Genomic DNA, 22791 nt, shown 5'->3' on the forward strand with positions numbered 1-22791 from the left:
CATGGAACCTGGACGTGAAACGATCAGATCGGTGGCTTTCGCCATGGGCTACGTCGCCCTCGGCCTGAGCATCGGCCTGTTCGTGGTCGATCTCGGATCGATGCATTTTGCCATGGCTTTCCGCATGCTGGCGCCCGCCATCCTTCAGGCGTTCTCGCTCTTCCTGTTTCATGACAGCTTCGCCATCCGGCACGCGGCCAAGGACAAGGCGGCGGCAAGTTCAGCCCACCTGCCTCACGTCGGTTGAGGCGGCGGCGTCTAACCCTTCACATAGGTTCCTGGCGCATCGCCTAATGTCTTGCGGCGTCCGCCCGGCGAGCGCTTGCTCGCGGGGACTTCCTCCGGCGCCTGATGCTTGAGCCAGGTCAGCCAGTCCGGCCACCAGGAGCCGGCGTGCTCGGTAGCGGCGGCGAACCAGTCCTCGAAACTGCCGGCAGGATCGCTGCCGAGCCAGTACTGGTATTTCTTGCGGACAGGCGGATTGACGACGCCGGCGATGTGGCCCGAGCCCGATAGCACATAGCGCACTGGACCGCCGAAAGCCTGGGCACCAATGAAGACCGAATTCGGCGGGGCGATATGATCCTCGCGCGTGGCCAGCTCGTAGACCGGGATCTTCACCTTCCTGAGGTCGAGGGTTTCGTCGCCCACAACCATCTTCCCGCGGGTGAGATTGTTCTCAAGATAGCAATTGCGCAGGTAGAAGGAGTGGTTCTTCTGCGGCATGCGGGTGGCGTCGGCATTCCAATAGAGCAGGTCGAAGGGCGTTGGCTGCCTGCCGCGGACATAATTGTTGACGAGATAGGGCCAGATCAACTCCTGGCTGCGCAACATGTTGAAGGCTGCGGCCATTTTGGCGCCGGGGAAATAGCCGTGCTCGTCCATCTTCTTCTCGATGGACTGAATGTGGTCTTCATCGGCGAACACCTTGAGGTCGCCGGCATTTTCGAAATCGACCTGGGTTGCGAAGAGAGTGGCGGAGCCGATGCGGGCGTCGCCCTTGGCGGCCATCCAGGCGAGCGTCACCGAGAGCAGGGTGCCGCCGACGCAATAACCGATGGCGGAGACCTCCTTTTCGCCCGTGATCTTGCCGATCTCGTCAAGAGCGGCGAGGGGGCCTTCCTTCATATATTCGTAGAAGCCCTTGTTGCGCTGCTTCTCGTCCGGATTGACCCAGGAGATCACGAAGACGGTGATGCCCTGGTCCACGCACCATTTGATGAAGCTCTTCTCCGGAGTCAGATCGAGCACGTAGAATTTGTTGATCCAGGGCGGGCAGATCAACAAAGGCCGCTTCAGCACGTTCTCCGTGGTCGCCGTATATTGCAGGAGCTCCATGGTGGCATTGCGATAGACCACCTTGCCAGGCGTGGTCGCCAGGTTGATGCCCACCTCGAACTTCGAGGTATCGGACTGACGGATCCTGAGATCGCCGCCGCCCGCGTCGATGTCTTCCTTGAGCATATGCAGGCCGCGCACCAGATTCTCGCCGTTCTCCGCAAGCGTGTCGCGGATCAGGGCAGGGTTGGTGGCGATGAAATTGCTCGGTGAGATCGCGGCGGAAACCTGGCGCACATAGAAGTCGGCTTTGTGGCGCAGATGCGGGTCCAGGCCATCGGCATCCTTCACCAGCTTTTCGGCCCAGCGCGTGGTGATGAGATAGGCCTGCTTGAGAAGATCGAAATACTGGTTCTCGCTCCATTCGGGATCGCGGAAGCGCGAATCCCTGGGATCGGGCTCGGCGGCTGGCTTGGCTTCCTCGCCCGTCATGCGCTGCAGGGTGGAGGCCCACAGCGACATGAAGCCGGTGGCAAGGCTCGCCTGTGCCTCCAGCGTCCGCTGGGGATCGGTCAGCCAATATTCGGCGAGATGACCCAGCGTGTTCACCGCGTCGGTGACTTCCTCGGCGAAGTCGTTCTTGACTCTTCCGTCTTCACGCGGTCGCAGATAGGCAGCGAGGGCCTTGCCGCCTTCCTCGACAGCCCGGCCCATATTGCGCGCGAGCGATTCGATGTCGATCGGTCCGAACGCGGCGGTACCGTCGGCGGAATGCTGTTGGCCTGTTGGCTTATCGTTCTTCATAAGCAACCATTAGAGCATGTTTTCGCACCATGTGAACGCTCCTGTAAGCATCGCTTGTGCACCATGGTTTCGAAATGCTCGATTTCCCTCTATTTGCCAGACGCCACGCATCATATAATCGGAACGCGAAAATTGTGAGATGCTAATGCGGATCCTCGTACTCGTTACCACTGCCGCTCTGGCAGCCATCGGTCTTGCCGGCTGCGCGAGCGATACGAAGCAAACGGCTCATGCGCTGGGTTTGACCTCCGGGACCCTGCCGGCGCCAAAGCCCTTCGTGGTCGAGTCGCGTCCCGCGCAGACCCCCATTTATCCGGCTGTCGGCGTGACCCCGCCGCCACGCAGCGACCGCGTTCTCGGGCAGGATGAGCGCAAGGCGCTGGAGGCAAGCCTCCTCGCCACGCCGGGGCGGCAACCCTCGCCGGACGAAAAGGCAATCAAGAAGACGGGTGCAAAAAAGCCGGTGGTGCCTGCCAAGCGACAGAAGGCCAGCTTCTTCCCGTCGAATTAGGCCCGGCATTTCTTTTGCCATCTTTGACCGAAATGATTTAGAGGTACGTCCCCTTCAACCTCGAAAGCGCTGTTGCGCGCGAAAGCACTGCGATGTCTGACTTCTACTCAACCCGCCGTTTGCCGCCTTATGTCTTCGAGCAGGTCAACCGGGTAAAGGCAGCAGCGCGCGCGCAGGGAGCCGACATCATCGATCTCGGCATGGGCAATCCCGACTTGCCGACGCCGAAATTCATCACTGACAAGCTGATCGAGACAGCGCAGAAGCCCCGCACCAATCGTTATTCCGCCTCCAAGGGCATTCCCGGCCTGCGCAAGGCGCAGGCGAACTACTATGCCCGCCGTTTCGGCGTGAAGCTCGATCCCGATCGCCAGGTGGTTGCCACGCTCGGTTCGAAGGAAGGCTTCGCCAATATGGCGCAGGCGATTACCGCGCCCGGCGATGTCGTACTGTGCCCCAATCCGTCCTATCCGATCCACGCCTTCGGCTTCCTGATGGCGGGCGGCGTGATCCGCTCCGTGCCGGCCGAGCCGAATGAGGAGTTCTTCCGTTCGGCGGAGCGGGCGGTGAAGCATTCGATTCCCAAGCCTATCGCGGTGATCGTGTCCTATCCCGCAAACCCCACTGCCTGCGTCGCCAGCCTCGATTTCTATCGGGATCTCATTGCCTTTGCGAAGGCGAACGACCTGTTCGTGCTCTCGGATCTTGCCTATTCCGAGATCTATTTCGGCAGCGAGCCGACACCCTCGGTGCTGCAAATCCCAGGTGCCATGGACGTGACGGTGGAATTCACCACACTTTCCAAGACCTTCTCCATGGCGGGCTGGCGCATGGGCTTTGCCGTCGGCAATGAGCGCCTGTGCGCGGCGCTCGCCCGCGTGAAGTCCTATCTCGACTATGGCGCCTTTACGCCGATCCAGGTTGCGGCAGCCGCTGCCCTGAACGGGCCGGAGGATTGCATCGTCGAAATGCGCGAGACCTATCGAAAGCGCCGCGACGCGCTTGTCGAGAGCTTCGGCCGCGCCGGCTGGGACGTACCGATTCCGCCCGCCTCGATGTTCGCCTGGGCGCCGATTCCGCCCAAGTTCAAGGATCTCGGCTCGGTGGAATTCTCCAAGCTCCTGATCGAAAGGGCCTCCGTCGCGGTGGCGCCCGGCATCGGTTTCGGCGAGCATGGCGACGATTACGTGCGCATCGCCTTCGTCGAGAACGAGCAGCGCATCCGCCAGGCTGCCCGCAACATCCGCAAATTCATGGATGGGGCGGAGCAGACGCTGCACAATGTGCTGCCGATGTCGAAGAGCGCATAGGCCGGGAGGGCGGGTCTTCAGACCCGCCTTTTTTGTAACGCCTGTGTTCCATGCCGGTCTGAAGACCGGCACCCCAAAGGCGACCCTGCCGAGAAATTGCATGGCTGACAGGCGCCAAAAAGACATCTGACCGTCTTCCGCTTGTCGATTCCAAATGGTAAACGATCGCGCCAACCAAGTTCGGGCAGCGTGGGCGTCGTTCGCCCACTGCCCATCTTATTTCCGCTTCTTCATACTTTGAGAGTTGGCAATGACACGCATCGTTGATTCATCGCTTTTTCCCGAAGCGCTCACCTTTGACGATGTGCTGCTGACCCCAGGCCATTCAGAGGTAATGCCGGGGCAAGCCGACATCCGCTCGCGCGTCACCCGCTCCATCTCGGTCAATCTGCCGCTGCTGGCCTCGGCGATGGACACGGTTACGGAAGCCAACATGGCGATCGCCATGGCGCAGAATGGCGGCATCGGCGTCATCCACCGCAATCTCACCCCCGAGGAGCAGGCCGAGCAGGTCCGGCAGGTCAAGCGCTTCGAAAGCGGCATGGTGGTCAACCCGATTACCATCCCTCCGGAAACCAGGCTGGCCGATGCGCTGGCCCTGATGAAGCGTCATCAGATCTCCGGCATTCCGATCGTCACGGGCGCCGCGCCTGGCGTGCCGGGCATCCTTGTTGGTATCCTGACTAACCGCGATGTGCGTTTCGCCGACAAGCTCGACCAGCCGGTCGCCGAACTGATGACCAAGGAGCGCCTGGTCACTGTGCGCACCGGCGTCGCGCAGGAAGAGGCCAAGCGCCTGTTGCATCAGTTCCGCATCGAAAAACTGGTGGTTGTCGACGAGGACTATCGCTGCGTCGGCCTGATGACCGTGAAGGATATCGAGAAGGCGACGCTCCATCCCAATGCCTGCAAGGACGAGCAGGGTCGTCTGCGCGTCGCCGCCGCATCGACGGTGGGGGATGGTGGTTATTCGCGCTCGGAAATGCTGATGGATGCCGGCGTCGACATGATCGTCGTCGACACGGCCCATGGTCATTCACAGAAGGTTCTCGACGCCGTCTCCCGCATCAAGCGGATATCCAACTCCGTCCAGGTCGTCGCGGGTAATGTCGCCACTGGCGAGGGCGCGAGAGCGCTGATCGGCGCCGGCGCTGATTCCATCAAGGTCGGCATCGGCCCGGGCTCGATCTGCACCACGCGCATCGTCGCCGGTGTAGGTGTGCCACAGCTTACCGCCATCATCGACGCCGCCAATGCTGCGCGCGAGCATGACGTACCTGTGATCGCCGATGGCGGCATCAAGACCTCGGGCGACTTCGCAAAGGCGATCGCCGCGGGTGCCTCGGTTGCCATGGTCGGCTCGATGCTCGCCGGCACCGACGAGACGCCCGGCGAGGTCTATCTCTACCAGGGCCGCTCCTACAAATCCTATCGCGGCATGGGCTCGATAGGCGCCATGTCCGCCGGTTCGGCCGACCGTTACTTCCAGGCCGACATCAAGGATTCGATGAAGCTGGTTCCCGAGGGCATCGAGGGGCAGGTCGCCTACAAGGGGCCGGTCTCTACCGTGCTGCATCAGCTTGCCGGCGGCCTGCGCGCCTCGATGGGCTATGTCGGCGCCGAGACGATCGAGGAGTTCCAGGAGCGGGCCCGCTTTGTGAAGATCACCGGCGCGGGCCTGCGCGAGAGCCATGTGCATGACGTGACCATCACGCGCGAGAGCCCGAACTATCCGGGGCGAAACTGACTTTCCTGGGATCGCAGGCTTCCAGCCTGCATCTTCCCCTTCTCTTCTTCCCTCCGTTTCCAAGAGCAGGCAAGGATGCCTGCGATCCCAGGAAGCGTGCTCCCAGGTGATATTTGACCCCCGCCGCCCGCCTTTCTGCCGCCATCGAAATCCTCGCCGACATCGAGACCCGGCGCCGCCCGGCCGCCGATGCCCTCAAGGATTGGGGCCTTTCACATCGGTTCGCCGGCTCCGGCGACCGCGCCGCGCTGGCGGGCCTCGTCTATGACATGCTTCGCCGCCGCGCGTCGGCGCGTTGGCTCATGGAGGCGGAGACGCCGCGTGCCACGCTGCTCGGCATGCTCGCCCTGCAGCGTGGCGAGACGCCTGAAAGCCTCGCCGGCCTGTTCAACAGCGAGCGTTTCGCGCCGGAACCTCTCACAACGCACGAACAGGCGGCGCTCGCAACCCGAAGGCTGGCCGATGCCCCGCCTGACGTGCAGGCGGATGTGCCGCATTGGCTCTGGACGTCGTTCGAGGCGGCTTTCGGAGCTGGCGCGGTCTTGGAGGGGCAGGCGCTCGCCGAGCGCGCGCCCGTCGATCTGCGCGTCAACACGCTGAAGGCTTCGCGCGAGAAGCTGCTGGCAGAACTTGAGCCTCTACATGCTGCCGTAACGCCGCTTTCGGCCTGGGGCCTGCGTGTGCCCCTGGGACCCGACGGCCGCAGTCCGGCCGTGCAGGCCGAGGAGAGCTTCCAGAAAGGCTGGTTCGAGATTCAGGATGAGGGCTCGCAGCTTGCCGGCATCATCGCAGCGGCCAAGCCCGGCGAACAGGTGCTGGACCTCTGCGCCGGCGGCGGTGGCAAGACGCTGGAATTCGCCGCGGCGATGGAAAACAAGGGCCAGATCTTCGCCACTGACAGCGACAAGCGCCGCTTGGCGCCGATCCATGAGCGTCTGAGCCGGGCTGGTGCCCGCAATGTCCAGGTGCGCACGCCGCGCGGCGCTCTGGCGATCGAGGATCTCGACGGCCATATGGACATGGTGCTGGTGGACGCGCCCTGCTCGGGTTCCGGCACCTGGCGTCGCAACCCCGACGCCAAATGGCGCCTGCGCCCCTCCAGCCTCGCCGACCGCCAGAAGGATCAGGCGGCGGTGCTCAAGGCCGGTGCCAAAGCGGTGAAGCCGGGCGGCCGTCTCGTCTTCGTCACGTGCTCGGTGCTGCCCGAGGAAAACGACGCCTCCGTGCAAGCCTTCCTTGCCGACCACGGCGATTTCAAGCCGGCGCCTCTTCAAGCGCTGGCGAAGGCTGCCGACTTCCCCGGCTTCGCGCGTTTCGCCTCCTCGCAGGGCTTTGGCCTGCAGCTGTCCCCGAACCGCTCCGGGACCGACGGCTTTTTCGTCTCGGTTCTGCACCGGGCCTGAAGTCTCCGGGTGCACGGGCATCCTGCCCGTTCTTCAACGCAACCGCTTCCAAGAACGGGCACGATGCCCGTGCACCCGGGGAGTTTGCGCGTGCGCACAAATCTTTTCCCGTACACCTTCATTTCATTGCTGCCATGCAAGAAATTCGCCGTGCCTCGGTTGCATAGACAGCCCCGGTCGACTACCTCGCTCCCATGACACACAACGCCATTCTCATCATTGACTTCGGTTCGCAAGTCACCCAGCTGATCGCCCGTCGCGTGCGAGAGGTCGGCGTCTATTGCGAGATCCATCCCTTCCAGTCGGCGGCGGAAGCCTTCGAGAGATTGAAGCCGAAAGGCGTGATCTTTTCGGGCGGGCCGGATTCAGTGACGCGCCTCGGCAGCCCGCGGGCGCCGCAGGCGGTGTTCGATTCCGGCGTGCCGATCCTGGCCATCTGCTACGGCCAGCAGACCCTGGCGACGCAGCTTGGCGGCAAAGTCGAAGGCGGGCACGCTGCCGAATTCGGCCGCGCCGATGTCGAGATCAAGGAGGCAAGCCCGCTGTACGCAGGCCTCTGGGAGCCCGGCAAGCGCTATCCGGTATGGATGAGCCATGGCGACCGGGTCACGCAACTGCCCGAAGGCTTCAAGGTGGTCGGCACCTCGGAAAACGCCCCTTTTGCCATCGCGGTGAATGAGGAGCGCAGATATTACACCACCATGTTCCACCCCGAGGTGGTGCATACGCCCGACGGAGGCAAGCTCCTGCGCAATTTCGTGCGAGAGATCGCCGGCGTCGAACCTGACTGGACGATGTCGGCCTACCGCGCCGAGATGGTCGAGAAGATCAGGAAGCAGGTCGGAGCTGGCAAGGTAATCTGCGGCCTGTCGGGCGGCGTCGACTCCTCCGTGGCGGCCGTGCTCATCCACGAGGCGGTCGGCAACCAGCTCACCTGCGTCTATGTCGATCACGGCCTGATGCGGGCAGGGGAGTCCGAGCAGGTCGTGGACCTTTTCCGCGACCACTATAACATCCCACTTGTCCATGTTGATGCGTCGGAGCTGTTTCTCGGCGCGCTCGCCGGTGTCACCGACCCGGAGATCAAGCGCAAGACCATTGGCCGCCTGTTCATCGAGGTGTTCGAGGCAGAGGCGAAGAAGATCGGTGGCGCTGAGTTCCTGGCCCAGGGTACGCTCTATCCCGACGTGATCGAAAGCGTCTCCTTCTCCGGCGGCCCCTCGGTAACCATCAAGTCGCACCACAATGTCGGCGGTCTGCCCGAACGCATGAACATGAAGCTCGTGGAACCGCTGCGCGAACTCTTCAAGGACGAGGTGCGCACGCTCGGCCGCGAGCTCGGCCTCACTGAAGCCTTCGTCGGCCGCCACCCTTTCCCGGGCCCGGGCCTTGCCATCCGCATCCCCGGCGAGATCACCCGCGAAAAGCTCGACACGCTGCGCGCCGCCGACGCCATCTATCTCGACGAGATTCGCAAGGCCGGCCTCTACGACAAGATCTGGCAAGCCTTCGCCGTGCTGCTGCCGGTGCGAACGGTAGGCGTAATGGGCGACGGGCGCACCTACGACAGCGTCTGTGGCCTGAGGGCGGTGACCTCGGTTGACGGCATGACGGCGGATTTCTTCCCCTTCGACATGAACTTCCTGGGCAGAGCGGCGACGCGGATCATCAACGAAGTGAAGGGCATCAACCGCGTGGTCTATGACGTCACGTCGAAGCCGCCCGGGACGATTGAGTGGGAGTGAAGGGGAGTACCGTGGAGTGGTAACGGATAGCAGAGGACATTCGAGCGAATCCTAGGCCATCGATAGTAGTCGATAGATTCTAAGCGACCCGCAGATCTTCCGCTCCGTTGGGTGTCTCCCCGCTCTTTGAACGGCGCCGATACGCCGATTACTGCTCCTTCTTGAACAAGTCCTGGAAGATCAACTGGCCCCAGATGCGACCGCGTGCGTGCACCAGCGCGCCACCTTCGCTGAGCTTTCCCAGCTTGACGGGTGCGAACCCGAGTTGTTTGGCCAAATCCGCCACTGGGGCGATCGCATCCTCGCCGTCGTCGCTCGACAGAAAGATGACCCGGTGGCCGCCCTCGACGATCGGATCGGCAGCCAGGGTGGCGGCAATCAGGTGATTGAAACCTTTCACGAACTTGGCGCCGGTGAACGACTTTGCAACGAAGGCGGAGGAAGGGAGGCCGTCCAACTCCTCAAGGGGAACTAACGCGTTCGTCGCGTCGATGATCGTCTTGCCTTTCCAGTCTGGCAGGGCCTTCGCGACCTCGCGATGCTCCCCGAACGGGACGGCCAAGATGATTGTGTCTGCCTCGAGTGCATCCCGCAGCGACTTGGCGACGACCGTGGATCCAATCGCCCGAGCCTGCGACGCCAACGCCTCGGGCGGCCGGCGGCTCGCGACGGTCACGTCGATGTTTTTACGGGCGAAGGCGTGGGCGAGGGCCTGGCCTACCTTGCCGAATCCTACAATCGCATAGCTCATAATACTTCTCCAATCCGTGTAGATATTGATTCCCCGGCCTTCAACGGCGCTGGGTCATCGGTTCTGCTGTGTGGCGACCTTCGCGTAGACGTGCTGTCGTGAACGACTTCGCGGCCGGGTTGACCGTTCAGCGCGGAAGTCCTACCGATCAGCCACTTCCCGCGATCCGGCGCGAATTCAGATGGCGGAGAAACCGCCGTCGACAGACAACTCCACCCCATTCACGAAGCTCGAATCGTCTGAAGCAAGAAACAGCGCGACCGCCGCAATTTCCTCAGGACGACCCATCTTTCCCCGCGGGATCAGGGATTCGAACATCCGCTTCGCCTCCTCGGTGAGAACTTGGTCCTGCATAGGTGTGGCGATCGGCCCCGGGCTCAGCACGTTCACCCGGATATTCCTGCCCTTCAGTTCGTTGAGCCAAGTGCGTGCGAATGAGCGCAACGCCGCCTTGCTCGCCGAATACACGCCGTAACCAGGAAAACCTTTCACCGAAGCAACTGACCCGGTCATGAAGATCGATCCGCCGTCGTTGAACAGCGGCAACGCCTTCTGAACCGTAAACAGCGTGCCGCGCGTATTCAGGCCGAAGGTCGCATCGAAATGCTGCTCGGTAATCTCGCCCAGTGGGACAGCTTCGCCCGTACCGGCGCTCGCGTACAGGACGTCGATCTTGCCCCTTTCCCGCTCGACTGTATCGAACAGGCGGTCGAGGTCGTCGAGATTGGACACGTCGCCACGTACGCCGGTCACGTTCCGGCCGATCAGCTTGACGGCCTCGTCCAGCGCCTCCTGCCTTCGGCCCGTGATGAAAACATGGGCGCCTTCTTCAACGAACCGCTTGGCGCTCGCCAGCGCCATGCCGCTCGATCCACCCGTGATGACTGCAACCTTACCCTCAAGCTTTCCCATGACTTCTCCCTTCCGGCTCCGTCTTTGATCGTTCGGGGAAGCCCCCGAGAACCTCGACATGGGTCTGCGGGCGTCAGGCGGTGAGTGCAGAAGCGCGCACATCGGTGGTGCGAAATCGATCCGGCTGGGCGACTGACGCCAGCCGCGACGATCGGTGTCCGCCATTCAGGATTGGGCCGCGCATGTCGGCATAGACTATGACGACTGCGGCGCTACCCACATACGAGACGCTGTTCGATGTGTTAGATACGGGCTTTGGAAGGCGCACCGCGCGGTGCCGGATTGCACCATGATCGATTGGGATGACGTTCGCTATTTTCTTGCCGTTGCGCGCGGAGGCTCGGTGCGGGCTGCCGCCGAGCGCCTCGGTGTGAACCACTCGACCGTGCTCCGACGCATCGCCCAGCTCGAGGAACGCCTCGGGGTGCACATGTTCGAGAAGCTGCCTTCGGGCTACCGCCTGACGGCTGCAGGCGAGGAGGTCCTCGAGTTCGCGGACCAGATGGAAGCGTCGTCGCACCTGCTGGAGATGCGCGTCTTCGGGCGCGATCAGAGCGTGCGCGGGCTTCTGCGGGTGACGCTGGCACCGCCCCTCGCGACACACCTGCTCATGCCTGACTTCGCCGATTTCGCGCGTCTGCATCCGGATATCGAGATGGAAATCCTGTCGTCCGGTGATCTGGCAAATCTGACCAACCGAGAGGCCGACGTCGCGATCCGCGTCGTCTACGACCGCAAGACCCTGCCGCTCAATCTTCACGGCCTGAAGGGACCGGATGTATTCGGCGGTATCTACATGTCGCGCGATCTGCTAGCCGCGTGGCGTGCGGGGGTGCCGGATCCGATCCGGTGGATCGTCATAAGCATTCATGGAATCCCGGACTGGGCTGACGAGGGTGAGGTTCGCACCACGGGGGTTCCATTCAGGACCACGGACGCCGGGGCGCAGATCGTTGCAGTACGGCAAGGGCTGGGGATCACGACACTGCCGTGCTTCGTCGGAGATGCCGACCCTCTGCTGGCGAGAGTGCCGGGCACCGACCTGCACATGTACGGAACGCTCTGGCTTCTCACACAGGGGGAGACACGCAAGACGAAGCGCGTGCGGCTCTTCACTGAGTTCGTGTCCCGCAGGCTCGCCGCGTACGCTCCGCTTCTCGCGGGGCTGTCCATATCGCGCGATTGACGCGCGGCAGGTCGCCGGCGACGCTTGCCTTAATCCAGTCGGAAGCCGAACTGCGATCGCTCCAAGTGACATCGCCGCCAACACCTGCGCTGCTGACTGTCGTCTTCGGCTATGGCGGCGGTGCAATGTTGCCAGTGGATTCGAGAAAAGGGGAGCGATCGATATTGTTCGTCGCTGAAAGTGGAGATCTTCTGCAGCGATCAAATTCCTCTTTTAATTCAAAAGGCATGCGCATCTGACGGTTCGGGCGACGGGAGTTTTCAAGGTGGAGGAATTTTTGCAACGACAAATCAACTCGTTAGGCACGATGCGAACAATCGAGTGGGAGTGAGGGGCATGCTGTGGAGTAGAATGGAATAGTACAGAGTAAGTGAACGGCGTCGGCGCAGCGATAGCAGTCGATAGCGCCTATGTCCCGACCGTGCGTCGGCATTCTCGCTGACATTGTTCGTCGCACCAGATCTCTTCATAACGAGCTGATATATAGAAGGTTTTTCGATAGTTGAGTATCGGTGCCGCCGGGCCATTCCCTAAGGGGATGGCGGGCGATGTCCCGAACTACTGGTGTAAGTGACATTGGAGTCGCCGCATCCGCGACATACAACTGAACGATGCCTGGAGCACTGACCGAGGTCGATAACGGCGGCCAACGGCAAGGTGACGCGGAAGAGAGCCGTGATGACGGACGCAGCCACTATCGATGACGCCAAGGCGATCGTGAAGTCCTTCTATGACGGCGGCGCACGAGGCGAGATCACCAGCTTCGCCGACCGGCTGGCGGAAAAATTCGAGCTCTTCGTCCCACCGTCGCTTCCCTGGGGCGGGCATTTCGACAAGGCGCAGTATCTTTCCATCCTGCCGCAGGTCGCCGCGATCCTCGATTTTGCGCGGATGCACTACATCAGCCTTACCGCCGAAGGTCAGCATGTCGTGGCGCTGATCGACATCGGGGTGCAGGGCACCGACAAGTCAGTGATCATCTCCGAGCATTGGGACATCGAGGACGGCAAGGCAATCCGGCTTCTGGTCGCCTATTTCGATCCGAAGATCCTGCTCGACCAGATCAACTCTTCTCAGAATTGACCCATCCGGAGGACATCCTCATGTCGACGCAGGACTATTCGGCCCGCGACAAGGCGGTCCGCCACAACATCTACGCCTCGGTTCGCCGTCGTGAGGGTGTGCCGCATGACCTGTTCACGAGCTATTGGCGCGACGTTCACTCGACGCTCTGCTCGCGGCTTCCCGGTCTCGGCTTTTATGTCCAGCAGCATTTCGACCGCGATCGCACGGCCAATCTCTGGCCGCTCGCCGATGGCGTGCGTCCTATCCGGACGGTCCTCGACGGTTCCGCCGAACTCGGCTTTGCCAATCTCGATGATCGGGCCACCTTCGCGAAAGCCGGCACGATCCTTTATGGCGACGAGGCCAATTTCATCGGCGAAGCGGTCGCCTATGCCCTTCCGAACGGCTCGCTGACCTATGTCGACAGGGAAGAGGATGGGGCCCGCAACGGTCCGGACCGCTATCATCGTGTGCATGTCTACATGAACCGCAAGCCTGGTCCGGCATCCTCCGCCTGGCTCGCGGAGACCAGTGCCGAGCTTGCGCGGTCCGAAGCCGTCCAGAAATGGAAGCTGCACCTGCCGGAACCCTACAGCAACGAGCATCCTGCGCCGCCGTCCCCCAATGTTGAGCACATAGTGGACGACGATCGGCTCAACCTCGCAGTCGCCGAAGTGGCCTTCATGAGCGCCCGCGCCGCGCGTGAGTTCTTTGCGACGCCGACCTTTCAGAAGGTTCTTGCGCGACAGGGCAAGCACGTCGATGCACTCGGCGCCTATCTCGTGACCGGCTTTTACACTTTCGTGCGCGATGGACGTCCAACGACCGCGGGTTTGCGTGGCAGCCGCCCGGCCGAGCTCATCGATGCAGCCGGCGCCGCGAACCAGCTCGAGGCCGCGGTGGTCGGCCTGTTCACGGCAGATGGCCGCGGCGTCTAAGCGTCGGCACCCAACCGCGCGGCGCGCCGGATCGTCTGCGGCGGCTGGCCGAAGGCCCGCAGAAAGGCGCGGCGCATGCGCTCGCGATCGGTGAAGCCGTTCTCGATCGCGATCTCATCGAGTGTGTGACGGCTTTGCTCCAGCATCAGTCGCGCCGCCTCGACACGAAGGTTCTCCACCGCTCGGGCCGGCGTCTGGCCCGTTTCGGCGCGAAAGGCGCGGCTGAACTGGCGTGGACTGAGATGGGCGGCCTCTGAGAGTTGCTCGACGCTCAGAGGCAACCGGAGATTCTGCCGCGCGAAGACCAGCGCGTTCTGGATGCGATCCGACTTGGCATCCATCTTGAGGAGTGTCGAATGCTGGGACTGGCCGCCCGCGCGCCGGTGGTAGACAACGAGGTTCTGCGCCACGACGCGGGCAAGTTCGGCGCCGTAATCATTCTCGATCATGCCCAAAGCGAGGTCGATCCCTGCGGTCATGCCCGCCGATGTCCAGATCGGACCGTCGATAATGAAGATGCGGTCCTCCTCCATCCTCACCCGCGGGAAGCGAGCCTTCAGGTCGCGTGCGAAGAGCCAATGCGTCGTCGCTCGCCGGCCGTCCAAGAGCCCGGCTTCCGCGAGAATGAAGGCGCCGGTGCAGATCGACGCCACCCGTCTGCAAGCGCCACCAGCCGCGCGGAGGAAGGCGATCAGGCCGTCCGACGATGGTTTCGGCATCATCAGCCCGCCGGTGATGACGGTGTCGAAAATCCCGGGGTCGTCGAAACGCTCGGTCTCGAGGCCTGCACCAAGCGTGTTCTTCACCAGGCCCCCATCCTCCGAAAGGAGGGTGATGTCGTAGCGCGCCTCGCCCGCCGCGACATTGGCGACCTCGAAGGCCGAAATCGCCGCAAAGCACATCATCTGAAATCCTGGCGAGAGCACGATCGCGATGCGAGGCAAGGGCGGCTCCTGCATGTCCTGATTAGCTAGGATCTACGACATTTAAGGCACCATCCGGGATACTTACAATACGCCTGGCTGGAGATCATCGTGATCTGTCGGTGCCGAATCCAATCCCGGAACCCGTCGAGCGGAAGTTGCATCCCATGAAGGCTATCCAAGCCATCGGTATCGGCCACCGCTTTCCGGATCGGCCGATCTACAACGTCTCCGAGTTCCTCTGATGGAGGGCATCAAGCCACCGGTTTTGCCACTGCGGCTGGTTCCGTTGCTGGCAGTTGCGTGTGGTTTGTTGATCGCAAATCTCTATTTCATCCAGCCGATTGCCGACCTCGTCGCCACCGACTTCAGGATACCTCGCCAGCAAGTCGGCCTACTTACCACGCTGCCACTCGCGGGTTATGGAAGCGGCCTGCTGCTGGTGGTGCCATTGGGCGATCTCGTCGAAAATCGCCAGCTCATACTTGTAATGACAACGACCGAAGCAATCTGCTCGGCCTTGCTGTGGTTCGTCGGCCAGCCCGGTCTGTTCCTGGGAATTGGTTTCGTCGCGGGTGTTTCGGCGAGTGCGATCCAAGTCATCATGCCCTATGTCAGCCAATTGTTGCCCGCGGAGCGCCAGGGGCGGGCCGTTGCGAACCTCGTGAGCGGAGTGATGCTGGGCATCATGCTGGCGAGGCCGGCATCGAGCTTCATCGCTGACACACTGGCATGGCGCTCAGTCTTCCTCATCGCCGCGGCTCTGATGGCGTTGATGACCGCCATCTTGTTCATTTCTCTGCCGGTTCGTCGGCCCTCCGGCGCTCAGACCTATGGTGAGCTCATGCGATCGATGGGAGACATTTTTCGCAAAACCGAAATCCTTCGGCGCCGAGCCTACTACCATGCAGCAATGTTCGGCTCCTTCATCTGCTTCTGGACGGCGGTTCCTCTGTGGCTGGCCGAGGCGCCGTTCAATCTCTCGCAAGGTGGTATCGCGTGGGTCGCGCTCGCTGGCGTCGCCGGCGCAATTGTGCCGCCGGTCGCGAGCCGTCTCGTCGACCAAGGCTACAGCCGCGCAGCGACGGCGGGCGCAATGATCCTTGCAATGCTGGCGTTCGGCGCGACGCTCCTGGCCAGCAGGGGGATCGTCACGATCGTCGTGATCGCGGCGATCGTGCTCGACGGCGCGGTGTCGGCGAACCTCGTGTTCGGGCAGCGGGCGATCTATGCATTGGCGCCAGAGCAGCGGGGCCCGATGAATGCGCTCTATATCGCCATCTTCTTCGTTGGCGGGTCGGTGGCGTCAGCCAGCGCAGCCTGGAGTTTCGCCCACTTCGACTGGCCGGGCGTCGTCGTCGTGGGCGTGCTGCTGCCTCTGTCTGCGCTCCTCTACAGTTTTAGCGAGGAAACGAGCCCTTGTTTGGCGAGTGCCAGTTCATCACAGGCCGGGTCGGTCGAGATCTTCACCGTGGATTTTAGAGAGCGCCTCAGTTCAGACCTGCCCTGTCCTGAGAAACGACCGCAATCCGGACCGCCATGTCCGCCTCGTCCAGACTGACGGTAATCCAAGACTTCAAGCCTTTCGCCAATACCTTGGGGCGCCTCTGCTTTGAATCCCAGCTCGATCTTTGGAGGTCACATGCTTGCCATTCCAACAGACTTACCGGCATCGCTGCTGTCCGTGGGAACTCGGCCGCTCTTCGTGATGCATATGCAGGTCCAGCCCTATCAGATCATCGGAGGGGCGCCTGGCGCTTTCCGACGGGTTGGCGTGGTCCCAGGCGGCATTTTCGCAGGTGAAAGCCTGTCGGGGAAAGTCCTGCCCGGAGGAAACGACTGGCAGACCGTTCGAAGCGACGGCAGCACGCTGCTTGAGGTAAGGCTGGTGCTCGAAGCGGTAGACGGCGCGACGATCGGCATGTTCTACAAGGGGCTCCGCCATGGTCCGGCGGATGTCATCGAGAGGGTCAACAGGGGCGAGGACGTCGACCCTTCAACTTACTACTTCCGAACCAATCCCATGTTCGAGACGGCGGCGCCGGCGTATAGCTGGCTTAACGGTATCATCGCGGTTGGAGTCGGTTACCGCACTCCATCTGGCGTTTTCTACAGCCTCTTCGAGATCCTTTGACCGCATGCCCCGCCGATCCGGCGCCAACGACCGACTCGCACCCTTATCGAAGGCGGCTGGACCGACGTCCGCAAAAGGCGCTGCAACCGATACACTAGACACGCAGTGCTTCGACGACTGCACGCAGCCCGGCCGAGATATGCTTGCGTGTAGGATAGTAGACATAGAGCCAGTCTTCCGGCGCGCACCACGATGCCAGGCACTCCACCAGTTCTCCATTTGCAAGGTGGGAGCGGGCGCGATCCTCCCAGACATAAGCAAGGGCCACGCCGGACATGGCCGCCTCGACCATCAGTTCCTGATCATCGAGCGAGAGCGGTCCGGTTGGTTCGAATTCGATGATATTTCCGGCGCGGCTGAATTCCCATGGGTAGGCCCTGCCACTGGGGTGGATGTTCCGGATGCATACATGTTCCTTAAGGTCAGTCGGCGTCCGAGGCACGGGATACCGCGCGAAATAGGCAGGGGATCCGACAACGGCTAGACGCAGGCGCGGCTTGATCTTGACCGCAGTCATGCCGTCGCGAAGGCTCTCGCCAAGACGGATACCGGCGTCGAAGCCTTCCTTGACGATGTCGACGAGCCGGTCAGTCGCAACGATCTCCAGCTCGAGATTGGGATTATTGGCGAGCAGCGGCCCCATCACCGGCCCGAAGACAAAGCGTGCGATCGAGTTGGGCGCGTTGATCCGCACCTTGCCGAAAGGCGTGTCGCGATACTGGTTGAGCGCATCCAGCGCCGATCCGATCTCGCCGAAAGCCGGCGAGAGCTGGGACAACAGCATCGCGCCCGCCTCCGTCAGCGAGACGCTGCGTGTCGTTCGGTTGAGCAGGCGAATGCCGACACGCGCCTCCAGATTGCTCACCGCGTGGCTGATTGCCGAGGCGGTGACCCCTCGTTCCGCGCCCGCGCGACGGAAGTTGCGGTGTCGTGCCACGGCATCGAAGGCCGCCAGCTCGGACAGGTCGGTTGCACGCATTGTTGAACCCTGTTCAGTATTGACAGGAAATTTATCGCGCTAATCAGAGCAATGGAAAAGCCTCAAATTCCCCTCGTGGGCCGGCGCTGGTGCCGACCCGAAAAAGGAGGCAGATCATGGCCGACTTCATTTCCCCCGCGCCAAACAGCTCTTCGCCATTCGCCGACATGCGTGGTCACCACGTCGCCGTGCGGACCCCAGATCTTGAGACCGCCAAGCGCTGGTATGTCGAGAAGCTCGACTTTCGCGTCATCGCCGAGTGGGACTATGCCGACGAGCAGCTTGCCTATATCGTGCCCGCGACCGACGACCACTTCTACATAGAGATCCTGGGTGGTGGCGATCCAATCCCGCAGGATGCCAATCCTTATACCGACTTGGGCGACAGCCTGAACTGGGCCGGTTACCATCATTTCTGCCTGACCGTGAACAGCCTCGACACGACCGTCGAGACGCTCCGCTCTCGCGGCGTCACGATTGTGACCGAGCCGTTCGAGTTGCCTGCCATCAGCCGGCGCCTCGCATTTTTCCGCGATCCCTTCGGCAATCTCATCGAGTTGGCCGAGGTGCTCCCCTGAGCCATCCCTCATCCAATCTGAAGGAGTAGTCGCCATGAAGACATGGTTCATAACCGGCGCCTCGCGTGGGTTTGGCGCCCTCGTCGTCGAACGCGCACTGGCCAAGGGCGACGCGGTCGTCGCCACTGCCCGCAACCCGCAAGTCGTCATCGACCGCTTCGGCCCGCATCCGAATCTCCTTGCCGTCGCACTCGACGTGACGGACGAGGAGAAAGCGGTCGCCGCGGCTAAGGCGGCGGTCGACCGCTTCGGCAGGATCGACATCCTGCTCAACAATGCCGGCTTCGGCTTGATGGGCGCCGTGGAGGAGGCAAGTGCTGCCGAGGTCGAGGCAGTCTATCGCACCAACGTGTTCGGGCTGCTAACCGTCACCCGTGCTGTCCTGCCGCATATGCGCGCGGCGCGCTCGGGACGCATTCTCAACATCTCGTCGATCGGCGGCTATCACGGCGCTGCCGGCTTCGGTATCTACAGCTCGACAAAGTTCGCGGTCGAGGGGCTGTCCGAGGCCCTGCACGACGAGCTCGCCCCGCTCGGCATTCATGTGACGGTCGTCGAGCCCGGCTATTTCCGGACCGACTTCCTCGATGCCTCGTCGCTGTCGGTCAGCCCGGCCCGTATCGCTGACTATGATGCGACGGCAGGCAAGGTAAGGACCGTGGCTACCGGCCTCAGTCACAATCAGCCGGGCGACCCCGAAAAGCTCGCCGAAGTGCTCTCGACATTCGTCGACGCACCGAATCCACCAGTGCGCCTGCCGCTCGGCAGCGACACGGTGGCGGCAATCGAGAGGAAGCACGAGGCCGATCGAGCCATCCTGGCGGAATGGCGCGCTGTATCGGTCTCCACCGATTTCGTGACGGAGTAGACCTCGGACAGCCGGAGCGAGGACGGACGCTTCGCGCCGGCACGCCTATTTGCAAGTCTGCGTGGACGTTCAGTCGGCTGAGGTCGCGTCGTCCATCCGGGTTTTCGGCGCGACCTCCATGGTGGCGGCTTTGTCGACCAGCAACGTGACCCTACCCAGCTTGGACTCCGTTGCGTCGAATAAGGCCGAGACATCATCGGGGGTGCTGGCATCTGCTCTAGCGGCGACGTCAAAGCCATCCCCGCCAGGCCGCATGACGCTGGCGGCGCCGATCCTTCTCGACGCCCCCCGTGACGATCACCACTGGCGACAACGTCTCAGCCTTGCCAGGCGTGTGCCTGAAACGGAGCCTCCAGCGTGGGCTTCGTGATGCTGCCTGTGTAGTTGGTGATCGTGGACGCGGCGACCGCGGCGATCACTTCGAGGAGATGATCTTTGCCGAAGCCCGCTGCGAGGAAGTGGTCGACGTCCTGATCGCTGAGACGTCCGCGCTTCTCGATCATCGTCTTCGCCAGGGCCGACAGCGCCGCGTATTTGTCGTCCTTCGGCAGGCGACCTTCGCGGATGGCCTGCACATCGGCCGGGTCGATCCCCTCCTTAAGCGCCAATGTAGTATGAAATGCGACGGCCCATGCGCTCGCATTGGTCACCGCGTCGGTGAGCAGGACGATCTGGACCTGGGCTTCCGTAAAGCTGCCGCCATGCACGTTGCCGAACAGGCCGACAAGGCTGTTGATCAGGATCGGAGAGGTCGATATCGCCCCGGCGATGTTCGGGATCATGCCGAAAGCCGACTGCAATTGCTGCAGCGCCGGCTTCGAGCGTTCCGGGGCGGATTCCATTGTGTGAACGGGGAAAGTCGTCATAGGCGTCACTCTCGTTGAGGTTGATTGCGATGTGACCTATCTAGGACGACTGCTCTTGGCGGGGGCGCCAATAAACCCTCGTTTCTCGCCAAACGGGGCGGGGAGGCTACACGTTGTCCGCGGCCGGAGCGACGATCCCAAGCTTGGCGGCGATACGCCGCGCGGTTTGTTCGCGCTGCTCGGTGATGGCCAGCGCCGAGCGCCGGGCTTCAGCCAATATCGCGGGCGGCGCAGTTTCCGGCGTGCCGCTGTTGAACGGCGGCTCAGGCGCGTAGGCCATGTAAAGCTGGATCGCCTGTGCGACCTCCTCGCCGCGCAACTCGGCAGCAAGCCGCAAGGCACCGTCAATTCCGGCCGTCACACCCGCCGCAAAGACGAAAGCTCCGTCGACGACTACGCGTTCGTTGACGGGGATCGCGCCAAAGAACGGCAACAGGTGGAATGCCGACCAGTGTGTGGTCGCGCGGCGGCCCTTGAGCAAGCCCGCAGCGCCGCAGATCAGGGCACCCGTGCATACCGAGAAAATGCTGCACGCGCTCGAGGCCTGCTGCCGGATCCAGCCCAGTACCTGGGCGTCTTCCATCAGGGCCTCCTGACCATGACCGCCCGGTACATGGAGGACATCCAGCGGCGGCGCCTCGGCCAGGGTTGCGTCAGGTGTAAGTCGCAATCCCTTCAAGTCGCGAACCGGCGATGCGGTCTTGCCATAGATCCGATAGGTCGCGTTGGGGAGGCGTGAGAGCACCTCGAACGGCCCCGCCAGGTCGATCTGATCGAGACCCTCGAACAGGAGGGAACCGATATGCAGGTGGACATCGTGCGGTATCATCGTCGTCTCCATGCCCACGATCAGCGGTGGACAGGGTGAGCCTAGCGGGGTATGGTTTGGCGAGAATGCCAAAACACCCTCGTTCCTCGCCAAACGCCATTCGAACCATCGAGGTGCTCGCTTTTCCAGCGGTGCAACTGCTCGATGTCACCGGGCCAGTTCAGGTCTTCGTCTCCGCCAATGATCTGGTCGCCAATGCTGGAGGTACGCCGCCTTACCGGCTCAAGCTTGTGACGCAGGGCGATGAGGGTGTCATGTCCTCGGCTGGGGTGGCATTGACGGCAAGTCCGCTCAGTCGACACGGCGAGCCGCTGGATACCTTGCTTGTCGCTGGAGGCCCGGGAGTGGAGGCGGCCGCTGCAAGCCCCGTGTTCGTCGATTGGGTGCGTCAGCGATCGACGCGGGCGCATCGCGTGGCTTCCGTTTGTACCGGCGCATTCTTGCTTGCAGCGGCAGGCCTGCTGGAAGGCCGCCGCGCGGTGACCCATTGGAAGGATTGCACTAGACTTGCTCAGCGCTATCCCAGCGTGCGTGTCGAGCCAGATCCGATCTTCGTGCGCGACGGCCCGATTTGGACTTCGGCTGGGGTGACGGCAGGGATTGATCTGGCCTTGGCGCTCGTGGAAGAGGACCTCGGCCGTTCCGTGGCGCTTGCCGTGGCTCGACACCTCGTCGTTTTCCTCAAGCGGCCGGGCGGGCAGGCACAGTTCAGCGCCACTTTGGCTCTACAGGCAGCAGAGGATAGATTCGGCGCGCTTCACGACTGGATAAACGACCATCTGAGCGATGATCTCTCGCTTTCTGCCTTGGCCGAGCAGGCGGGCATGAGCGAGCGCAGCTTCAGCCGCCACTATGCGGAGGTGACGGGGCAAACACCGGCCCGCGCGGTCGAGCGGCTGCGCGTGGAAGCAGCGCGACGCCTGCTTTCCGAGTCGGGCACCCCGGTCAAGCGCATCTCACAGCGTTGCGGCTTCGGTTCGGAGGAAACCATGCGCCGCAGCTTCCTGCGCCTGCTTGCCGTCACCCCGCAGGACTATCGTTCGCGATTCACGTTTTGAAATTCGCAATTCCAATTGGCGTTGCAGATTTCGGCAAAGCGCACTGCTTCGAGATCATTTTCCAAAGAACCTACTACGTCGCGATCCGTTTCCACCCTTCGGGCCGTCCTTGGTGTGTCTGAAACACAAGGAGACATGCCATGTCCGACGAGTCCGTTATTTTAATCAATCTGCTGAAGGTCAAGCCCGGGAAGCAGGATGCGCTGATCGCGCTCCTGAAACAGAACACCGACACGGTGGTCCGCACGCTCCACGGCTGGAAGAGCACCCGGCTGATCGCGGCAAACGACGGCGCCGGTGTCGTCATATACTCCGAGTGGGAGACCCCGGCAGCCGTAGAGGCGATGCGCTCCGATCCGCGCATGAAAGCCTATTTCCCGCAGATCATCGAGCTGGCGAGCTTGAACTCGATCGTAGGTTCGCCGGTGTTGAGCGAAACCCGGTGAGGGTGAACACACAGCAAGTTTGCATCACACACGCAACAAGGGAAAACCGCAATGGCTCGCATGGTCGTGATTTACCGTACACCGAAGAACCCGGAAGCATTTGACCGACATTACTTCGAAATCCACGTGCCTCTCGCCAAGAAGATTCCGGGTCTCAGGAAATACGAGGTCAGTGACGGCCCCATCGCAACGCCGGTAGGAACCTCCGACGTTCATCGGATCGGGACGCTCTATTTCGACGACCTTGCGGCGATCGAAAGGGCGTTTGCAAGCCCGGAGGGAAAGGCGGCTGGAGCGGACCGCCGAGTTTTTGCGCCCGACGACTCGGGCGTTCAAATGTTCCTTTTCGACAGCAGGGAAGTTTAAGGGGCGCGGAGGCGCCAATAGGTCTCGACAAATGGACACTGACGAATTCGAGGATCGCCTGAAAGTGCTGCGGCCACGCCTTCATCGCTACTGC

At 62.4% G+C, this 22791-nt stretch carries 23 protein-coding genes; 16 read left to right on the plus strand and 7 right to left on the minus strand.

The features are described 5' to 3' along the window. Window position 1: 1 nt before the first annotated feature. Window positions 2-247 (plus strand): hypothetical protein, encoded by a 246-nt coding sequence (locus ACMDCR_RS16760; protein WP_413987695.1) that lies wholly within the window; start codon window positions 2-4, stop codon window positions 245-247. Between the two features lie 11 nt (window positions 248-258). On the opposite strand, the gene ACMDCR_RS16765 is transcribed toward ACMDCR_RS16760, so the two are convergent. After that, window positions 259-1992: a PHA/PHB synthase family protein gene (locus ACMDCR_RS16765; protein WP_413993650.1), complete on the minus strand. Its 1734-nt coding sequence runs from the start codon at window positions 1990-1992 to the stop codon at window positions 259-261. 235 nt (window positions 1993-2227) lie between these two features. On the opposite strand from ACMDCR_RS16765, the gene ACMDCR_RS16770 reads away from it, so the two are divergent. The 5 genes from ACMDCR_RS16770 to guaA all read left to right on the plus strand — a co-directional run bounded on the left by ACMDCR_RS16770 (window position 2228) and on the right by guaA (window position 8798). Beyond that, window positions 2228-2593, plus strand: coding sequence for a hypothetical protein (locus ACMDCR_RS16770; protein WP_413987696.1), 366 nt, complete (start codon window positions 2228-2230; stop codon window positions 2591-2593). Between the two features lie 92 nt (window positions 2594-2685). Continuing rightward, on the plus strand, window positions 2686-3903 hold the full coding sequence (locus tag ACMDCR_RS16775; protein ID WP_413987697.1) for an LL-diaminopimelate aminotransferase: 1218 nt from the start codon (window positions 2686-2688) through the stop codon (window positions 3901-3903). A gap of 250 nt (window positions 3904-4153) precedes the next feature. Beyond that, the gene (guaB, locus tag ACMDCR_RS16780; RefSeq protein ID WP_413987698.1) at window positions 4154-5650 is read left to right on the plus strand and encodes an IMP dehydrogenase; all 1497 of its coding nucleotides are present in this window, start codon (window positions 4154-4156) and stop codon (window positions 5648-5650) included. Window positions 5651-5763: 113 nt separating this feature from the next. Beyond that, window positions 5764-7053 carry an RsmB/NOP family class I SAM-dependent RNA methyltransferase gene (locus ACMDCR_RS16785; protein WP_413987699.1) on the plus strand — a complete coding sequence of 430 codons (1290 nt, stop codon included), beginning with the start codon at window positions 5764-5766 and terminating at the stop codon, window positions 7051-7053. Window positions 7054-7247: 194 nt separating this feature from the next. Continuing rightward, on the plus strand, window positions 7248-8798 hold the full coding sequence (gene guaA / locus ACMDCR_RS16790) for a glutamine-hydrolyzing GMP synthase (protein WP_413987700.1): 1551 nt from the start codon (window positions 7248-7250) through the stop codon (window positions 8796-8798). A gap of 148 nt (window positions 8799-8946) precedes the next feature. Here the strand turns inward: guaA and ACMDCR_RS16795 are convergent, their stop codons facing one another. Together ACMDCR_RS16795 and ACMDCR_RS16800 are read right to left on the minus strand one after the other, a co-directional pair. After that, on the minus strand, window positions 8947-9549 hold the full coding sequence (locus tag ACMDCR_RS16795; RefSeq protein WP_413987701.1) for an NADPH-dependent F420 reductase: 603 nt from the start codon (window positions 9547-9549) through the stop codon (window positions 8947-8949). Window positions 9550-9726: 177 nt separating this feature from the next. Further along, window positions 9727-10461, minus strand: coding sequence for an SDR family NAD(P)-dependent oxidoreductase (locus ACMDCR_RS16800; protein WP_413987702.1), 735 nt, complete (start codon window positions 10459-10461; stop codon window positions 9727-9729). Between the two features lie 289 nt (window positions 10462-10750). Here ACMDCR_RS16800 and ACMDCR_RS16805 point away from each other — a divergent pair, with 289 nt between their 5' ends. From ACMDCR_RS16805 to ACMDCR_RS16815, 3 genes are all read left to right on the plus strand, one after another. Beyond that, window positions 10751-11647: a LysR family transcriptional regulator gene (locus ACMDCR_RS16805; RefSeq protein ID WP_413987703.1), complete on the plus strand. Its 897-nt coding sequence runs from the start codon at window positions 10751-10753 to the stop codon at window positions 11645-11647. Window positions 11648-12325: 678 nt separating this feature from the next. Further along, window positions 12326-12730 (plus strand): nuclear transport factor 2 family protein, encoded by a 405-nt coding sequence (locus ACMDCR_RS16810; RefSeq protein WP_413987704.1) that lies wholly within the window; start codon window positions 12326-12328, stop codon window positions 12728-12730. A gap of 20 nt (window positions 12731-12750) precedes the next feature. Then, the gene (locus ACMDCR_RS16815) at window positions 12751-13650 is read left to right on the plus strand and encodes an EthD domain-containing protein (protein ID WP_413987705.1); all 900 of its coding nucleotides are present in this window, start codon (window positions 12751-12753) and stop codon (window positions 13648-13650) included. Here ACMDCR_RS16815 and ACMDCR_RS16820 read toward each other — a convergent pair. Next, entirely contained in the window at window positions 13647-14594 is a 948-nt protein-coding gene (locus ACMDCR_RS16820; RefSeq protein WP_413987706.1) for a GlxA family transcriptional regulator, read from the minus strand. The genes ACMDCR_RS16815 and ACMDCR_RS16820 overlap by 4 nt on opposite strands. Before the next feature lie 223 nt (window positions 14595-14817). On the opposite strand from ACMDCR_RS16820, the gene ACMDCR_RS16825 reads away from it, so the two are divergent. Both ACMDCR_RS16825 and ACMDCR_RS16830 read left to right on the plus strand, forming a co-directional pair. Continuing rightward, on the plus strand, window positions 14818-16134 hold the full coding sequence (locus tag ACMDCR_RS16825; RefSeq protein ID WP_413987707.1) for an MFS transporter: 1317 nt from the start codon (window positions 14818-14820) through the stop codon (window positions 16132-16134). An 81-nt stretch (window positions 16135-16215) separates the two neighbouring features. Further along, entirely contained in the window at window positions 16216-16707 is a 492-nt protein-coding gene (locus tag ACMDCR_RS16830; RefSeq protein ID WP_413987708.1) for a DUF3237 domain-containing protein, read from the plus strand. 94 nt (window positions 16708-16801) lie between these two features. Here ACMDCR_RS16830 and ACMDCR_RS16835 read toward each other — a convergent pair whose 3' ends face one another. Next, complete coding sequence (locus ACMDCR_RS16835; protein WP_413987709.1) at window positions 16802-17686, minus strand: LysR family transcriptional regulator; 885 nt, start codon at window positions 17684-17686, stop codon at window positions 16802-16804. Between the two features lie 116 nt (window positions 17687-17802). On the opposite strand from ACMDCR_RS16835, the gene ACMDCR_RS16840 reads away from it, so the two are divergent. Both ACMDCR_RS16840 and ACMDCR_RS16845 read left to right on the plus strand, forming a co-directional pair. Further along, window positions 17803-18264: a VOC family protein gene (locus ACMDCR_RS16840; RefSeq protein WP_413987710.1), complete on the plus strand. Its 462-nt coding sequence runs from the start codon at window positions 17803-17805 to the stop codon at window positions 18262-18264. Window positions 18265-18298: 34 nt separating this feature from the next. Further along, window positions 18299-19132: an oxidoreductase gene (locus tag ACMDCR_RS16845; protein WP_413987711.1), complete on the plus strand. Its 834-nt coding sequence runs from the start codon at window positions 18299-18301 to the stop codon at window positions 19130-19132. Between the two features lie 317 nt (window positions 19133-19449). Here ACMDCR_RS16845 and ACMDCR_RS16850 read toward each other — a convergent pair whose 3' ends face one another. Then, on the minus strand, window positions 19450-19998 hold the full coding sequence (locus ACMDCR_RS16850) for a carboxymuconolactone decarboxylase family protein (RefSeq protein WP_413987712.1): 549 nt from the start codon (window positions 19996-19998) through the stop codon (window positions 19450-19452). Window positions 19999-20104: 106 nt separating this feature from the next. After that, window positions 20105-20827 carry a DJ-1/PfpI family protein gene (locus tag ACMDCR_RS16855; protein WP_413987713.1) on the minus strand — a complete coding sequence of 241 codons (723 nt, stop codon included), beginning with the start codon at window positions 20825-20827 and terminating at the stop codon, window positions 20105-20107. A gap of 65 nt (window positions 20828-20892) precedes the next feature. Between ACMDCR_RS16855 and ACMDCR_RS16860 the strand changes: the two genes are divergently transcribed. From ACMDCR_RS16860 to ACMDCR_RS16870, 3 genes are all read left to right on the plus strand, one after another. Beyond that, entirely contained in the window at window positions 20893-21885 is a 993-nt protein-coding gene (locus tag ACMDCR_RS16860) for a GlxA family transcriptional regulator (RefSeq protein WP_413987714.1), read from the plus strand. Window positions 21886-22025: 140 nt separating this feature from the next. Continuing rightward, window positions 22026-22331, plus strand: coding sequence for a putative quinol monooxygenase (locus ACMDCR_RS16865; RefSeq protein ID WP_413987715.1), 306 nt, complete (start codon window positions 22026-22028; stop codon window positions 22329-22331). Window positions 22332-22382: 51 nt separating this feature from the next. Beyond that, window positions 22383-22697 (plus strand): EthD family reductase, encoded by a 315-nt coding sequence (locus ACMDCR_RS16870; RefSeq protein ID WP_413987716.1) that lies wholly within the window; start codon window positions 22383-22385, stop codon window positions 22695-22697. Window positions 22698-22791: the final 94 nt, after the last annotated feature.

The organism is Labrys okinawensis (assembly GCF_047345005.1).
Lineage (GTDB): Bacteria > Pseudomonadota > Alphaproteobacteria > Rhizobiales > Labraceae > Labrys > Labrys okinawensis.

Excerpts from the sequence above, each read along its gene's own strand:
- ACMDCR_RS16760 (WP_413987695.1), top strand. The coding sequence starts at position 2 with ATGGAACCTGGACGTGAAACGATCAGATCGGTGGCTTTCGCCATGGGC.
- ACMDCR_RS16765 (WP_413993650.1), bottom strand. The coding sequence starts at position 1,992 with ATGGGCCGGGCTGTCGAGGAAGGCGGCAAGGCCCTCGCTGCCTATCTG.
- ACMDCR_RS16770 (WP_413987696.1), top strand. The coding sequence starts at position 2,228 with ATGCGGATCCTCGTACTCGTTACCACTGCCGCTCTGGCAGCCATCGGT.
- ACMDCR_RS16775 (WP_413987697.1), top strand. The coding sequence starts at position 2,686 with ATGTCTGACTTCTACTCAACCCGCCGTTTGCCGCCTTATGTCTTCGAG.
- guaB (WP_413987698.1), top strand. The coding sequence starts at position 4,154 with ATGACACGCATCGTTGATTCATCGCTTTTTCCCGAAGCGCTCACCTTT.
- guaA (WP_413987700.1), top strand. The coding sequence starts at position 7,248 with ATGACACACAACGCCATTCTCATCATTGACTTCGGTTCGCAAGTCACC.
- ACMDCR_RS16795 (WP_413987701.1), bottom strand. The coding sequence starts at position 9,549 with ATGAGCTATGCGATTGTAGGATTCGGCAAGGTAGGCCAGGCCCTCGCC.
- ACMDCR_RS16800 (WP_413987702.1), bottom strand. The coding sequence starts at position 10,461 with ATGGGAAAGCTTGAGGGTAAGGTTGCAGTCATCACGGGTGGATCGAGC.
- ACMDCR_RS16805 (WP_413987703.1), top strand. The coding sequence starts at position 10,751 with ATGATCGATTGGGATGACGTTCGCTATTTTCTTGCCGTTGCGCGCGGA.
- ACMDCR_RS16810 (WP_413987704.1), top strand. The coding sequence starts at position 12,326 with ATGACGGACGCAGCCACTATCGATGACGCCAAGGCGATCGTGAAGTCC.
- ACMDCR_RS16815 (WP_413987705.1), top strand. The coding sequence starts at position 12,751 with ATGTCGACGCAGGACTATTCGGCCCGCGACAAGGCGGTCCGCCACAAC.
- ACMDCR_RS16825 (WP_413987707.1), top strand. The coding sequence starts at position 14,818 with ATGGAGGGCATCAAGCCACCGGTTTTGCCACTGCGGCTGGTTCCGTTG.
- ACMDCR_RS16830 (WP_413987708.1), top strand. The coding sequence starts at position 16,216 with ATGCTTGCCATTCCAACAGACTTACCGGCATCGCTGCTGTCCGTGGGA.
- ACMDCR_RS16835 (WP_413987709.1), bottom strand. The coding sequence starts at position 17,686 with ATGCGTGCAACCGACCTGTCCGAGCTGGCGGCCTTCGATGCCGTGGCA.
- ACMDCR_RS16840 (WP_413987710.1), top strand. The coding sequence starts at position 17,803 with ATGGCCGACTTCATTTCCCCCGCGCCAAACAGCTCTTCGCCATTCGCC.
- ACMDCR_RS16845 (WP_413987711.1), top strand. The coding sequence starts at position 18,299 with ATGAAGACATGGTTCATAACCGGCGCCTCGCGTGGGTTTGGCGCCCTC.
- ACMDCR_RS16850 (WP_413987712.1), bottom strand. The coding sequence starts at position 19,998 with ATGACGACTTTCCCCGTTCACACAATGGAATCCGCCCCGGAACGCTCG.
- ACMDCR_RS16855 (WP_413987713.1), bottom strand. The coding sequence starts at position 20,827 with ATGATACCGCACGATGTCCACCTGCATATCGGTTCCCTCCTGTTCGAG.
- ACMDCR_RS16860 (WP_413987714.1), top strand. The coding sequence starts at position 20,893 with ATGCCAAAACACCCTCGTTCCTCGCCAAACGCCATTCGAACCATCGAG.
- ACMDCR_RS16865 (WP_413987715.1), top strand. The coding sequence starts at position 22,026 with ATGTCCGACGAGTCCGTTATTTTAATCAATCTGCTGAAGGTCAAGCCC.
- ACMDCR_RS16870 (WP_413987716.1), top strand. The coding sequence starts at position 22,383 with ATGGCTCGCATGGTCGTGATTTACCGTACACCGAAGAACCCGGAAGCA.